The 13,753-nt window shown below is 65.6% G+C and carries 13 protein-coding genes and 1 pseudogene; 11 read left to right on the top strand and 3 right to left on the bottom strand.

Annotated features, from left to right (window positions below; all coding sequences use genetic code 11):
- Positions 1-2: 2 nt before the first annotated feature.
- The 3 genes from ABT115_RS08575 (at position 3) to ABT115_RS08565 (ending at position 3,065) form a co-directional block, all read left to right on the top strand.
- Complete coding sequence (locus ABT115_RS08575) at positions 3-1,829, top strand: DNA polymerase (RefSeq protein ID WP_351785574.1); 1,827 nt, start codon at positions 3-5, stop codon at positions 1,827-1,829.
- A 538-nt stretch (positions 1,830-2,367) separates the two neighbouring features.
- A complete protein-coding gene (locus ABT115_RS08570; protein ID WP_351785572.1) occupies positions 2,368-2,622 on the top strand; it encodes a hypothetical protein in 255 nt (84 codons plus the stop codon).
- On the top strand, positions 2,619-3,065 hold the full coding sequence (locus ABT115_RS08565; protein WP_351785569.1) for a deoxycytidylate deaminase: 447 nt from the start codon (positions 2,619-2,621) through the stop codon (positions 3,063-3,065). The genes ABT115_RS08570 and ABT115_RS08565 overlap by 4 nt, the downstream gene beginning before the upstream one ends.
- 104 nt (positions 3,066-3,169) lie before the next feature.
- Here ABT115_RS08565 and ABT115_RS08560 read toward each other — a convergent pair whose 3' ends face one another.
- A complete protein-coding gene (locus ABT115_RS08560) occupies positions 3,170-4,774 on the bottom strand; it encodes a recombinase family protein (protein ID WP_351785566.1) in 1,605 nt (534 codons plus the stop codon).
- Positions 4,775-4,804: 30 nt separating this feature from the next.
- On the opposite strand from ABT115_RS08560, the pseudogene ABT115_RS08555 reads away from it, so the two are divergent.
- A pseudogene (locus tag ABT115_RS08555) lies at positions 4,805-5,128 on the top strand (hypothetical protein); the annotation flags it as partial.
- A 110-nt stretch (positions 5,129-5,238) separates the two neighbouring features.
- Here ABT115_RS08555 and ABT115_RS08550 read toward each other — a convergent pair.
- Positions 5,239-5,451: a DUF1918 domain-containing protein gene (locus ABT115_RS08550; protein ID WP_351785805.1), complete on the bottom strand. Its 213-nt coding sequence runs from the start codon at positions 5,449-5,451 to the stop codon at positions 5,239-5,241.
- Between the two features lie 130 nt (positions 5,452-5,581).
- Complete coding sequence (locus tag ABT115_RS08545; RefSeq protein ID WP_351785563.1) at positions 5,582-6,325, bottom strand: Clp protease N-terminal domain-containing protein; 744 nt, start codon at positions 6,323-6,325, stop codon at positions 5,582-5,584.
- 263 nt (positions 6,326-6,588) lie between these two features.
- Between ABT115_RS08545 and ABT115_RS08540 the strand changes: the two genes are divergently transcribed.
- From ABT115_RS08540 to ABT115_RS08510, 7 genes are all read left to right on the top strand, one after another.
- Positions 6,589-8,379 (top strand): glycoside hydrolase family 15 protein, encoded by a 1,791-nt coding sequence (locus ABT115_RS08540; protein WP_351785803.1) that lies wholly within the window; start codon positions 6,589-6,591, stop codon positions 8,377-8,379.
- 159 nt (positions 8,380-8,538) lie between these two features.
- Complete coding sequence (gene argC, locus ABT115_RS08535) at positions 8,539-9,567, top strand: N-acetyl-gamma-glutamyl-phosphate reductase (protein WP_351785561.1); 1,029 nt, start codon at positions 8,539-8,541, stop codon at positions 9,565-9,567.
- The gene (argJ, locus tag ABT115_RS08530; protein ID WP_351785558.1) at positions 9,564-10,718 is read left to right on the top strand and encodes a bifunctional glutamate N-acetyltransferase/amino-acid acetyltransferase ArgJ; all 1,155 of its coding nucleotides are present in this window, start codon (positions 9,564-9,566) and stop codon (positions 10,716-10,718) included. The genes argC and argJ overlap by 4 nt, the downstream gene beginning before the upstream one ends.
- A complete protein-coding gene (argB, locus tag ABT115_RS08525; RefSeq protein ID WP_351785555.1) occupies positions 10,715-11,617 on the top strand; it encodes an acetylglutamate kinase in 903 nt (300 codons plus the stop codon). Before argJ ends, argB begins: the two co-directional genes overlap by 4 nt.
- Positions 11,614-12,810: an acetylornithine transaminase gene (locus ABT115_RS08520; protein WP_351785552.1), complete on the top strand. Its 1,197-nt coding sequence runs from the start codon at positions 11,614-11,616 to the stop codon at positions 12,808-12,810. Before argB ends, ABT115_RS08520 begins: the two co-directional genes overlap by 4 nt.
- Positions 12,811-12,820: 10 nt before the next feature.
- Positions 12,821-13,357, top strand: coding sequence for an arginine repressor (locus ABT115_RS08515; RefSeq protein WP_351785550.1), 537 nt, complete (start codon positions 12,821-12,823; stop codon positions 13,355-13,357).
- A gap of 186 nt (positions 13,358-13,543) precedes the next feature.
- Positions 13,544-13,681 carry a hypothetical protein gene (locus ABT115_RS08510; RefSeq protein ID WP_351785817.1) on the top strand — a complete coding sequence of 46 codons (138 nt, stop codon included), beginning with the start codon at positions 13,544-13,546 and terminating at the stop codon, positions 13,679-13,681.
- Positions 13,682-13,753 lie beyond the last annotated feature (72 nt).

Below are 13,753 nucleotides of genomic sequence, written 5' to 3'. Positions count from 1 at the left end.
GAGTGAAGGTCCTGCGGTACCAGATCAGGCGCCAAGCGGTCCGGATCAATGTCTGTGAGACGCCTTGGGACCTTGACCGCTTCATCGATTTCGTAGAAGCCAATCCGGTAATGGGCTTCGACACGGAGACGACGGGACTCGACTGGTGGAACACAGACCGTGGATTCCGACTGCGCCTTGCGCAGTTCGGTAATGCCGTAGAGAGCTGGGTTCTGCCGGTCGAGGTCCACCCCGAATTCGGGAAAGCAGTTCGGTGGGCCGTGCGGAAAGCCTCACGTCTCATCGCTCACAACGGCACGTTTGACCAGCACGTTGTAGAGGGCTGCCTCGGCGTCACGCTCGAAGAGCTGGCCCCGAAGGTGCTGGACACAAAGATCATCAGCCACCTGGTTGACCCTCGCCAGGTCAAGGAGTTCGGTCCCGGCCTCAAACTCGAAGAGCTGACCGGCTACTACATCGATAAGACCTTGGCCACAGAGGTCAAGGGCTCGATGACAGCGATAGCCAAGCGGTACAAGGTCAAGAAGGAAGACATCTGGCCCATTGTCCGGACGTTCGACCCGGAATACCTGCTCTACGCGGGTATGGACCCGATCCTTGCCTTCCGGCTGTTCCACATCGTGTTCCCAAAGGTTCCAGCTCGTTCCCTCCGGAAGGGCCTGATCGGCTGGGAACACCGCTTGGCCCACATCACGGCCCTGATGGAACGTGCCGGCTACCTCGTGGACGTTCCGTACGTCAAGGCCCGAATAGCAGAGCTGAAGGCCGAAGAGGAGAAGTGGCTTCGAGAGGTCCACAGGTGGGGCGTCGAGAATGTCAACTCCGACAAACAGCTCATTGCGGCTTTCCAAGGGTTCGGCTTCAGGCTGACCAAGAAAACCAAAAAGGGCAACCTCTCGATGGATGCCGAGGTTCTGGACTCCATCGATCACCCGTTGGCCGAGGCAGTAAAGAAGGCGACGAAGGCCGCTAAGTGGCGGAAGACCTGGTTCGAGGCTGCCCTCAAGGGCATGGACTCTCAAGGTCGGGTGCACGCCAGCATAAATGCGCTTCAGGCGCGGACGGCAAGGATGAGCATTACGGGAGCTATCCCGGCACAGACCTTCCCTGCCGGGGATGGGTATGTGCGCTCTGCGTTCTTGGCCGAAGAGGGTCATGTCTCCGTGTCGATTGACTTCGGAAACATGGAACTCCGGGTTATGGCCGCGGCTTCGGATGACCCGATCATGATGAAGGCATTCCTTGCTGATGAGGACTTGCATAACATCACGGCTATTGCAGCATTCGGGCCGATGAAGCCGGGCCAGAAGAAGCACGAGAAAAGGCCCGCAGGTAAGGGAACCAACTTCGCCATTGGATTTGGCGGAACGTGGCGGGCTGTCACTGAGGGATTCGGAGTCCCCGAGGAGGACGCGAAGAAGGCGGTAGACGCTTTCTGGGAAACGTACCTGGGTGTCGGGCGCTTCGGAGACAAGCTCAAGGATGAAGCCCGAAGGACTGGCTACATCTTCACAGCGACAGGCCGGCGCCTGCCTGTAGACCGCCGACGCCTGTACTCCGCCCTGAACTACTACATCCAGAGCAGCGCGAGGGACATTACTGCTCGGGCAATCATCAATCTCCATCGAGCTGGATACACAAAGTGGATGCGTCTCCCGGTGCATGACGAACTGGTCTTCTCCTTCCCCAAGGAGAGGGCAAAGGAACTCACCGAGAAGGCAGCTCGAATCATGGAATTCACCTTCAAGGGGCTTCTTATCCCTGCTGAGGGTGAGATCGGTGAGCGTTCTTGGGGCTCCATTCTCGACCTTGAAGACAGCAAGCACTAGGAGGGGAATTGCGGAAGTTCCGTTGGAGGGTCCAAGAAGATGACCTGATAGGCGGCTGGTGCGTGACTCGTGAGGACGATAAGAGAACGCCTGCCGAAGGTGTACGTCCCATAGCTGGTTTCTGCTACCTCGAAATAGCGACACACATAGTGACTATCCACAACGAGTGGCTTTCCAAGCGAGGGAACGAATGAAGCTGAGTGAACTCATCTCCGATGCTGAGCGGACGCTGAAGGATTTCGGAGACATTCCCGTTGTCGTCCCCGATCCGGGATGTAGCTGCTGCTCAACCGGGGATTACGAGGAGGCCGAGACTGGCGTGAATAAGAACTCTGTTCGAGTCTGGATGGGAGGTAATGACCCTGTCGCGGTACCTGTCGCATTCATTGTGGGCTGAGCCCTTGTACGAGGAAGTTGAAGGCGGCGAGGACTGCGAGAGCTGCCAGAACACCGATAACACCCTGCTCTCTGACTGGGACGGCGTAGAAGCCTGGCTCTGTTATGAGTGTGCAGAAGCTCAGAACGCGGAGATTTTCGAATGAATGAGAAGCGCGACGATGCAGAGTCCATCATGGCTGAACTCGAAAGCCAGATGGCCCTTGACGGTCTGGAAAAGCGGGGCGACTATGCGGCCGGCATCGCCATTATGGCCGGGAAGGTCATGAGTTCCGCTATGGCGTACGGGGTTCCTTATGCCCTGGCCGAGGAGATGGCTACGGACTTCTGGAAGGCCGAGATGCTGGCAGACACCATTGCCGCACTCGTGCGAGACGCGGACGAAGGCACTGAGTGAGCTGCAATACCCATTACGCCTGCACCGTGCTCCACGGCGAGAAGCGTCCGTGTTGGGACTGCTATTTCCTGGACATCGCAGAGGCCGCAAAAGGTCGCGGGGACTGCATCCGTAAGCAGGTCGGCTCGGTCCTGGTCCGCCCGGACCATCGGGCCGTCATCACGGGATACAACGGGAGCGAGCCGGGAGGCCCGAGCTGCCTCGAAGGCGAGTGCCCGAGGTGCCTCAGTGATGTGCCGGCCGGAACCGGTTACGAGAACTGCGTCGAGTACCACGCTGAAGCCAACGCAATCATGTGGAGCCGTCCAGAGGACCGCATCGGCGCCACCTTGTACGTCACGTTCGAACCCTGTGGGGACTGCCGGAAGCTGATCCGCGGAGTGGGCATCGCTCACGTGGTGTGGCTCGGACGCGGGATCGAGATCCAACGGTGGTCGGTATGAGGGTTCTCGTGTATCGGGTGGACTCGGAAGGAAACAAGACCCTGATCCGGGTCAAAGAGAAATAGAAAGACCCCCGCCCATCAGGGCGGGGGTCTTTGCGTTTCTCAGAACTGTCTCTCGAAGTGGTCTTCCCGTATCGCTAGCCGCTGCTTCACATCCTCGGGGATGAGTAGCGCTCCAACGGTGTCCTCCCCGGCTTGGCCTTCGCTGATCACGAACTTGATGCCAGCCCGAAGTAGATCCTTCGACATCTGTTCCATGCCTCCGGACTCCCACTCTTCCCGATAGGTCTTCCCACCGGCTGTGTAGACCCATCGGTCCTTGGCGGCCTCGGGGTCGATCTCGTCCATCTGCCTCATGAGATTGTTCAGTGTCTCTTCGGCGGTCTCCTGGACGAAGCCGCCGCGAGCGAACTTGCCGCCCGGCGCCAGCTCCTTCATGTAGTGCGAGATGCCGGCCTCAATCTCCTTGAGTTTCTTGCGGGTCTCAGCCCCTCGTGCGTACTCCCGATGCTCAACAGGGTATTCACCCAGCTCATCCAGGACCACGTCAACGAGGGAGCTGTACAGCTCCTCAGGGCTCTCACCCTTGCTCTTGCAGATCCGACACCTGAGGTAGGTGTACTGCTTCCCTCGGTTCACCGACGTGCGCTTGGTGTAGTTGCCGCCGCACCGTGCACAGGAGATGACCCCGAGGAACTTGGTGGCGCCAGGAGTCCACGGGGTGAGGTTCCTCCGACTCATGCCGTCGAGAACCTGTTGCAGCTCCTCAAACTCTTCCGGCGTGGCGATGGGAGGTCCGACCTTGATCGGCTTGCCGTCGCTTCCGTAGACGAGCTGGGACCTCTTGGGGCCGTCGTACTCCTTCCTCTCTTCAGTTCTCAGACCCATCAGGGCTGGGTTCCTGAGGATGATCAAGAGAGAGGTCCCATACCAGAGGCCACCGTTCGGGCCAGGTATGCCAGCCCGGTTGAGGATCTTGCACAGCCTGTAGGCGGAAGGCTTCTTCTTCCGCTTCAGTAGCGCTTCGATCACCCACCTGAGATTGCGGTAGGGCTCCTCGTCGTAGTCCAGGACGTACTTGCCGTCAGGCCCCTTGACGGTCTTGTAGCCGTACATGGGGGCACCTGTCAGCCACTTGTCTTGTGTCTTGTTGAACTCCCAGAGAGAGGCCACCCGCACGCCGGTGTTAGCGGCCTCAATCTCTGCAATGGCGGCAATGAGGGTTGTGATCGTCGTGCCGAGAGGGCTTGAGAGGTCGATCGGGTCATTGAGGGACTTGAGGTTCTTCTCGTAGCGCTGGCACCACTGGATCATGACCTGAAGGTCGAGAATCCTCCGGACGAAGCGATCGAGCTTCCAGAAGTAAAGGACATCGAACTCAGGGACTCGGTTCTGAAGCCAGTCACCAAGATCCTTGCGCTTCCACGGCGGGACCTTGGTCGCTGACACGTTCAAGTCTCGTGCGACTCCGACGACCCTCACGCCGTCTGAGTTGGCCTGTCGCCAGAGGTCGAGTTCCTGGCGGATGGGCGAGGTCGTGTCCTCAGTCAGGATCGACAGCCGGACCGAGAGAAGGCCCCGCTGGGCATCTTCGGGCAGGGACTCGTTGATCGCCTTGAGGGCTTCGAGTTCCTTGATCTCGTCGGCGGACCAGGTGACCCCGATTGTGGGCGCGCTGACGGCCGCGGGAAGCGTGTTCGATGACATACCTCGAGGTTACAGCGTTGTGCCAACGTTTACTCATGCCCGCAGATCTACTGGAACATCGGCTTCGCCGCCGCCGACTACGCCAAGCTGCTGCCCTGGTGGGACGCGGTCGTACGGGGTACGGGCGTCGATCTGTTCGTGGGCGAGGCGCTCTACAAGGCCGGTGACCCGGCCCAGCCCGCCGCCTGGCAGGACCCGGCCGAACTCTCCCGCCACATCGACTTCGCCGCCGCCTACGACCAGGTGCGCGGCCATGTCTACTTTTCCGGCAGGGACGTGGTCACGGACCGGATCGGAACCATGGACCGGGTGGTGGCCGACCACTATCGCAGCAGGGCGCGCCCACCTCGCTGACAGAAGAAGCGCAGTGGGCGCACCAAGTCCTGGGCGGGCTGCCGGGATCCGATCGGCCCGCCCATGGCCCGGGGGCGAAGAGCAGTGTCGTCCGCGTCCGCCGGAGGCCGCTACGGGCTCTCCGGTGCCTGCTTCCGGACGACGGTGTGCTGTACGACGCTGTCGGGACCGGGCGAAATCAGGTGTTCGTGTCCGTCCTCGAAGCGGACGCGGAACGGGGGGGTGCCCCCGGCCCCGAGCACTTCGACGATCTCTGCGACACGGTCGTGCTGTCCCACGGTCCTGCCGTGCGTCAGCAGCCGGTCGCCCGCCTGTGCCTCCATCGGGAGTGACCTCCTCACGGGTGCGGTCCTTGTCGACAAGTCTATGACCGAAAAGCGACTTCGCCCGGTGGAAGGTGCGTGGTTCTCACCCCGGATGCCGGGCGCGCCCGTCCCGGAAGGGCTGCGTCGCTCACGCCTCCTTTTCCGAGGCGGCGGCGATCAGTGTGACGGCCTCGGCGATGCCCGTCTCGGCGGTCGCCTTGTCGATGCCGAGCCCCGTCAGCACACCCGCGCCGTCCTCCTGCTCCAGCAGAGCGAGCAGGAGATGCTCGGTGCCGATGTAGTTGTGGCCCATCCGCAGGGCCTCCCGGAACGTCAGCTCCAGCGCCTTGCGGGCCCCGGCGTCGTACGGGATGAGATCCGGCACCTCGTCGACCGCGGCCGGCAGTGCCTCGGTCGCGGCTCGGCGGACGGCCTCCAGCGTGACGCCCTGGGTTTTGATGAATGCGGGCCCGAGCGCCTCCGGCTCGGCGAGCAGCCCCAGCACCAGGTGCTCGGTGCGCACCTGGTCGTTGCCTGCCGCACGGGCTTCGTTCTGCGCGGCCATCACGACGTTCCTGGCCCGTTCGGTGAAGCGGCTGAACCCCTGGCTGGGGTCGAGGTCCGACGGCTCGCCGGGGTCCTTGGCGACGAACCGCTTCTGGGCCGCCTGCCTGGTCACCCCCATGCTCTTCCCGATCTCCGTCCAGGAAGCGCCCGAGCGCCGGGCCTGGTCGACGAAGTGCCCGATCAGATGGTCGGCCACATCGCCGAGGTGGTCTGCGGCGATGACCGCGTCGGAGAGCTGGTCAAGGGCGTCGGTGTGGACCTTTTTGATGGCCTCGATCAGGTCGTCGAGGCGTACGGGATTGGTTGGGCGTACAGGATTCACCATGTGTCAACCGTAGGTTGACGGCATCGGGGTGTCAACTGTCGGTTGACAGTGAGGTGAGGGCTGCGAAGGCCCTAGACGACAACGCGGGAGGCGGAGGTCCCAGGCGCTGCGACGCCGCTGCCAATCGTGGGTGAGGCCATTAGCCTGATGAGGGGGTGCGGAGGCCAGGGAGGTCCGACGTGACTGAAGATGCCAACGCGAGCGCCGGGACGTTCAATGCTTTCGGTGCGTCTCCGGGCTTCGGCTCGACCCGTTATCCGCCCATCGCCGAGCATGGCCTGATCGGCGATCTGCGCAGCGCGGCGCTGGTGGACACCAACGGCACCATCGACTGGTACTGCTGCCCGCGGTTCGACGCGCCCAGTGTCTTCGCCTCGATCCTCGACGCGGACCGGGGCGGGTCCTTCGAGCTCGCCGCGGATGCCCCGACGCGCACCAAGCAGTTCTACTTCCCCGACACCAATGTGCTGATCACCCGCTTCTTCGCGGACGACGGCGTCGGCGAGGTCCAGGACTTCATGCCGATACTCGACGATTCGCGCGAGGCCGACCGGCACCGGCTGTTCCGCCGCGTGGTGTGCGTGCGCGGATCGCTGCCGTTCCGCGCCCGTGTGGCCCCCCGTTTCGAGTACGGGACGCAGCCGCACACCGTGCATGCCCAGCACGGCCAGGCGGTCTTCGAATCACCCTCACTCACTCTCGCTCTGACGTCGAGTGTGCCGATCGAGGTCGCCGGCCAGGACGTCTGGTCGTTGTTCAAGCTGCACGAGGGCGAGTCCGCCGTCTTCGCCCTCGACCGGGTCGGCGGGGACGTGGCACCCCGCTTCTGCCCGCTGTCCGAGGCGGAGCAGCAGTTCAACGCCACCGTCGAGTACTGGCGGCGGTGGCTGTCCCGGTCGAGGTACCGAGGTCGCTGGCGGGAGATGGTGCACCGCTCCGCCCTCACCCTGAAGCTGCTCACCTACGCCCCGACCGGCGCCATCATCGCCGCGCCGACCACCAGCCTGCCCGAACGCATCGGCGGCGAGCGTAACTGGGACTACCGCTACGTATGGATCCGTGACGCGGCGTTCTGCGTGTATGCGCTGCTCAGACTCGGCTTCACCGAGGAGGCCGAGGCATTCATGGGCTTCCTTTCCGAACATGTCTGTCTCGAAGCGACCGAGGCGGCCGGCTCCACCGGCCCGTTGCAGATCATGTACGGCATCGACGGGCGCCGCGAGCTGCCCGAACGCAAGCTGACCCATCTCGAGGGCTACCGGGGTTCGGCTCCCGTACGCGTCGGCAACGGCGCGGTCAACCAGTTGCAGCTGGACATCTACGGGGCGCTCATCGACGCCCTCTATCTCTACAACAAGTGGGGGCAGCCCATCTCCAGTGCGCACTGGGACAGCATCAGCGCGGCGGTCAACTGGTTGTGCGACCACTGGAATCAGCCCGACCAGGGAATCTGGGAGACCCGCAGCGGGCGCAAGAACTTCCTCTACTCGCGATTGATGTGCTGGGTGGCCATCGAGCGCGCCATGCGGCTGGCCCAGCATCGCGGCCTGCCCGTCGACATCGTGCGGTGGGGGCGGGCTCGGGACGCGATCTATCGCCGCATCATGCGCCATGGCTGGTCCGACGAGCGGCATGCCTTCGTCCAGTACGAGGACGGCCACGTCCTCGACGCGTCCCTGCTGATGATGCCGCTGGCGAAGTTCGTCTCCCCCATCGATCCGAAGTGGCTCGCCACGCTGGACGCACTGGGCGACGACCTTGTGTCCGACTCGCTGGTCTACCGCTACGACCCGCAGGCTAGCCCGGACGGATTGCGGGGCGATGAGGGCACGTTCTCGATCTGCTCGTTCTGGTACGTGGAGGCGCTGGCCCGCGCCGGCCGGCTGGACGAGGCCCGACTCGCGTTCGAGAAGATGCTCACGTATGCCAACCACCTCGGTCTGTATGCCGAGGAGATAGGCCACACCGGGGAGCAGAGCGGGAACTTCCCTCAGGCCTTCACTCACCTGGCGCTGATCAGCGCGGCCTTCGATCTCGACCGCGCGCTCGGCTAGGTGTATTGCCCCGGTCGCTGCGGGGACGCGGACTCGTCGCCCCCGCAGCGACCGGATGCGGCATCGGGAGCGGCCCTCGGCGCCCGCCGGACAAGCAAGAGGGCTTTGCATAAAACTGCACAGCTGCGTATAGTCATGCCATCGACAAGGAGGATTTCGATGGTGGTACGTGCAGCAGTGGCAGGGGCGAGCGGGTACGCCGGCGGGGAACTGCTCCGTCTCCTGCTGGTCCACCCCGAGGTCGAGATCGGGGCCCTCACCGCCAACTCCAACGCGGGGCAGAAGCTCGGTGTGCTGCAACCGCATCTGAGGCCGCTTGCCGACCGTGTGCTTCAGCCGACCCTGCCCGAGGTCCTTGCCAGGCACGATGTCGTCTTCCTCGCCCTTCCGCACGGGCAGTCCGCCGCCGTCGCCGAGCAACTCGGCGACGAGGTGCTCGTCGTCGACATGGGCGCCGACTTCCGGCTCAGGGACGCAGCGGACTGGGAGAGGTTCTACGGCTCGCCGCACGCCGGGACCTGGCCCTACGGTCTGCCCGAGCTGCCGGGCGGGCGCCCGGCCCTGGCAGGGGTCAAGCGCATCGCGGTGCCTGGCTGCTACCCGACCGCCGTCTCCCTCGCGCTCTTCCCGGCGTACGCGGCCCACCTGGCCGAGCCCGAGGCCGTGATCGTCGCCGCGTCCGGTACCTCCGGGGCGGGCAAGGCGGCCAAGCCGCATCTGCTCGGCTCCGAGGTGATGGGCAACATGTCCCCCTACGGCGTCGGCGGGATCCACCGGCACACCCCCGAGATGATCCAGAACCTCAGCGCCGCGGCCGGTGAGCCGGTCACGGTCTCCTTCACGCCGACCCTGGCGCCGATGCCCCGCGGCATCCTCGCCACGTGCAGCGCGAAGGCGAAACCGGGCGTGAGTGCCGAGACCGTCCGTGACGTGTACGAGAAGGCGTTCGCCGACGAGCCGTTCGTCGACCTGCTCCCCGAGGGGCAGTGGCCCGCCACGGCCTCTGTCCACGGTTCCAACGCCGTACAGATCCAGGTCGCGTACGACGAGGCGGCGGGCCGGATCGTCGTCATCAGCGCCATCGACAATCTCGCCAAGGGCACCGCCGGCGGCGCCCTGCAGAGCATGAACATCGCCCTCGGACTTCCCGAGGACACAGGTCTTTCCACGATCGGAGTCGCACCGTGAGTGTCACGGCAGCACAGGGTTTCTCGGCAGCGGGCATCGCCGCGGGAATCAAGGAGAGCGGTAACCCGGACCTGGCCCTTGTGGTCAACCACGGTCCGCGTCGCGCCGCCGCGGGCGTCTTCACCTCCAACCGCGTCAAGGCCGCCCCCGTCCTCTGGTCGGAGCAGGTGCTCAAGGGCGGCGAGGTCAGTGCCGTCGTGCTCAACTCCGGTGGTGCCAACGCCTGTACGGGCCCGCAGGGCTTCCAGGACACCCACGCCACCGCCGAGAAGGCCGCCGAGGTTCTCACCGGTCACAGCGCGGGCGAGATCGCGGTCGCATCGACCGGGCTGATCGGCACGCTGCTCCCGATGGACAAGCTGCTGCCCGGCATCGAGAAGGCAGCCGCCTCCCTCAGCGAGCACGGCGGCGAGAAGGCCGCCATTGCGATCAAGACTACCGACACCGTCCACAAGACCGCAGTCGCGGGCGGCGAGGGGTGGACCGTCGGCGGTATGGCCAAGGGTGCGGGCATGCTCGCCCCGGGTCTCGCCACCATGCTGGTCGTCCTCACCACCGACGCGGACGTGGAGGCGGCGGCGTTGGACACCGCGCTGCGCGCCGCCGCCCGCACCACCTTCGACCGGGTCGATTCCGACGGCTGCATGTCGACCAATGACACCGTGCTGCTGCTGGCCTCCGGCGCGAGTGGAATCACCCCGGAGCAGGACGAGTTCGCCGAGGCCGTACGGACCGTCTGCGCCGACCTCGCCCGGCAGCTCATCGGTGACGCCGAGGGCGCCTCCAAGGACATCCGGATCGAGGTCGTGGGCGCCGCGACCGAGGACGACGCCGTCGAGGTGGGCCGGTCCATCGCCCGTAACAACCTGCTCAAGTGCGCCATCCACGGCGAGGACCCGAACTGGGGCCGGGTTCTCTCCGCCATCGGCACGACGAAGGCCGCCTTCGATCCGGACCAGCTGAATGTCGCCATCAACGGCGTCTGGGTCTGCCGGAACGGCGGCGTCGGCGAGGACCGCGACCTGGTCGACATGCGCTACCGGGAAGTGAAGATCACCGCCGACCTGGCCACCGGCACCGAGTCGGCCGTCATCTGGGCCAACGACCTCACCGCCGACTACGTCCACGAGAACAGCGCGTACAGCTCATGACCACGGCGCGGAAGCACACCGCACTCCCGAAGGCGCAGATCCTCATCGAGGCGCTGCCCTGGCTGACCCGGCACAACGGCAAGACCGTCGTCATCAAGTTCGGCGGCAACGCCATGATCGACGAGGAACTGAAGGCGGCCTTCGCCCAGGACATCGTCTTCCTGCGCCAGGCCGGCCTCAAGCCCGTTGTCGTGCACGGCGGCGGCCCGCAGATCAGCGCCCAGCTCGACAAGCAGGGCCTGGTCAGCGAGTTCAAGGCCGGTCTGCGCGTCACCACGCCCGAGGCGATGGACGTCGTACGGATGGTGCTGGCCGGACAGGTCCAGCGCGAGCTCGTCGGCCTGCTCAATCAGCACGGCCCGCTCGCCGTCGGCATGACCGGCGAGGACGCCCACACGATCACCGCCACCCAGCACCGGCCGACCATCGACGGCGAACTCGTCGACATCGGCCGGGTCGGCGAGATCACCGCCATCGACACCGGGGCGATCCAGGCACTGCTGGACGACGGCCGGATCCCCGTCGTCTCCTCCATCGCACGTTCCGCCGACGACAACCACGTCTACAACGTCAACGCCGACACCGCGGCCGCCGCACTCGCCGCCGCGCTGAACGCCGAGACGCTGATGGTCCTCACCGATGTCGAGGGCCTCTACGAGGACTGGCCGAGCAGCGACGACGTGATCAGCCGCCTCACCGCCACCGAGCTGGAGAAGCTGCTGCCCGAGCTGTCCAGCGGCATGGTGCCGAAGATGCAGGGCTGCCTGCACGCCGTACGCAACGGCGTCGAGACCGCCCGTGTCATCGACGGCCGGGTCCAGCACTCGATCCTGCTGGAGATCTTCACCGATGAAGGAATCGGCACGATGGTCGTGCCCGACGCACAGGGGGAGTCATGAACGGCCAGGAGCTCGCGCAGCGCTGGCAGCACGCGCTGATGGACAACTACGGCACCCCCCAGCTGTCCCTCGTGCGCGGCGAAGGCGCCCATGTGTGGGACGCCGACGGCACCGAGTACCTCGACTTCGTCGGCGGGATCGCCGTGAACGCACTGGGCCATGCCCACCCCGCCATCGTCGAGGCGGTCTCCACCCAGATCGCCTGCCTCGGCCACGTCTCCAATCTCTTCATCGCACCGCCGCCCGTTGCCCTCGCCGAACGGTTGCTGCAGCTCTTCGGCCGCAAGGGCAGGGTCTACTTCGCCAACTCGGGCGCCGAGGCCAACGAGGCCGCCTTCAAGATCGGCCGGCTGACCGGGCGGACCCACATGGTCGCCACCGACGGCGGCTTCCACGGCCGGACCATGGGCGCACTCGCGCTGACCGGCCAACCCAAGAAGCGCGAGCCCTTCGAGCCGCTGCCCGGCGACGTCACCCATGTCCCGTACGGGGACGCCGAGGCGCTGCGGGCCACCGTGACCACCGACACCGCGCTGGTGATCATCGAGCCCATCCAGGGCGAGAACGGTGTCGTCGTACCACCCAAGGGCTATCTGGAGGCCGCCCGGGAGATCACCCGGGCCACCGGGACCCTGCTCGTGCTGGACGAGGTGCAGACCGGCATCGGCCGCTGCGGCACCTGGTTCGAGCACCAGGCCCACCAGGGCGTCGAACCCGACATCGTCACCCTTGCCAAGGGTCTCGGCGGCGGGCTGCCGATCGGCGCCACCGTGGCCTTCGGTCCGGCGGCCGATCTGCTGAAGCCGGGCCAGCACGGTACGACGTTCGGCAGCAACCCGATCGCGTGCGCCGCCGGTCTCGCCGTCCTGGACACCCTGGCGGCCGATGGTGCCCTGGACCAGGTGAAGCGGCTCGGCGAGAAGATCCGGGACGGCGTGGAGGGGCTGAGGCACCCTCTGGTATCCCATGTCCGCGGCTCCGGGCTGCTCCTGGGTATCGTGCTCACCGAGCCCCGCGCACCGCAGGTGCAACAGGCGGCGCAGGGAGCCGGAATCCTGGTGAACGTACCCGCCCCCGATGTTCTGCGGCTCATGCCGCCGCTGATCATCGGTGATACGGAGGTCGACGCGTTCCTCCAGGCGCTGCCCGGCGCTCTCGACGCGGCAAAAGGGGACGGACGATCCGGAGAATGAGGCGACGACGATGACCGAGGCGCAGGAATCCGAGCACGGCGGGCCGTCCGTGCCGCAGACCCGCACCGCACGCCACCGCCGGATCGTGGACATCCTGAACCGGCAGCCGGTGCGCTCGCAGAGCCAGCTGGCCAAGCTCCTCGCAGACGACGGGCTGAGCGTCACCCAGGCGACGCTCTCCCGCGATCTGGACGAGCTGGGCGCGGTGAAGATCCGCAACACCGGCGGCGAGCTGATCTACGCGGTGCCGAGCGAGGGCGGTTTCCGTACCCCGCAGGCACCACTGGGCGAGTCCGCGAAGGAGGAGCGGATGCGGCGCCTGTCCGCCGAACTGCTCATCTCGGCGGAGGCCTCGGCCAACCTCGTGGTGCTCCGTACGCCCCCCGGCGCGGCGCAGTTCCTCGCCTCGGCCATCGACCAGGCCGAACTGCACGACATCCTCGGCACCATCGCGGGCGACGACACCCTGATGCTGATCAGCCGCGACCCGACGGGCGGCCAGGCGCTCGCCGACCACCTGCTGCGACTGGCCCAGAACGAGCGCTGAGCGGGCCGGAGTTGCCCCGGGCCGTCTTCCCCATGAGGGCCATCGTCGTCGCCAACCACGGTGCCCGGCAGCGGTATCTCAGCCGGTGGGTCGCCGCTGCCGGACCATCGCGCGGACATGGGCCCGCAACAACCGATCCATTTACGGCCCGGGCTCGAACGTTCAGGTGAGCTGTGACCAGTAGCTTTGACAATTCATACGGACGACTGCATAGTTATACCTAGGTTCGACCAGTCCAAGGCGCAGGGCTTCATCGCGATCTTCGGCCTCTTGTCGAAGATCGCCGCCAAGCGCGATCTGCAGGCCTCGCCCGACTTCCAGTAGTTACGTCACCGCCTCCCCGTCCCTCCATACGGGGAGGCGGTTGCACATCCACCCCTTGTTCTTCCGAGGAGC

Source organism: Streptomyces sp. NPDC001832 (assembly GCF_040297265.1).
Classification (GTDB): Bacteria; Actinomycetota; Actinomycetes; order Streptomycetales; family Streptomycetaceae; genus Streptomyces.
Note: the sequence above shows the minus strand (reverse complement) of the source record. Positions and strands in the feature narration are given on the sequence as shown.

Bases quoted from the DNA above. Each gene is read 5' to 3' on its own strand.
- ABT115_RS08570 (WP_351785572.1), top strand. From the start codon at position 2,368: ATGAATGAGAAGCGCGACGATGCAGAGTCCATCATGGCTGAACTCGAA.
- ABT115_RS08560 (WP_351785566.1), bottom strand. From the start codon at position 4,774: ATGTCATCGAACACGCTTCCCGCGGCCGTCAGCGCGCCCACAATCGGG.
- ABT115_RS08550 (WP_351785805.1), bottom strand. From the start codon at position 5,451: ATGGAGGCACAGGCGGGCGACCGGCTGCTGACGCACGGCAGGACCGTG.
- ABT115_RS08545 (WP_351785563.1), bottom strand. From the start codon at position 6,325: ATGGTGAATCCTGTACGCCCAACCAATCCCGTACGCCTCGACGACCTG.
- argC (WP_351785561.1), top strand. From the start codon at position 8,539: ATGGTGGTACGTGCAGCAGTGGCAGGGGCGAGCGGGTACGCCGGCGGG.
- argB (WP_351785555.1), top strand. From the start codon at position 10,715: ATGACCACGGCGCGGAAGCACACCGCACTCCCGAAGGCGCAGATCCTC.
- ABT115_RS08520 (WP_351785552.1), top strand. From the start codon at position 11,614: ATGAACGGCCAGGAGCTCGCGCAGCGCTGGCAGCACGCGCTGATGGAC.
- ABT115_RS08515 (WP_351785550.1), top strand. From the start codon at position 12,821: ATGACCGAGGCGCAGGAATCCGAGCACGGCGGGCCGTCCGTGCCGCAG.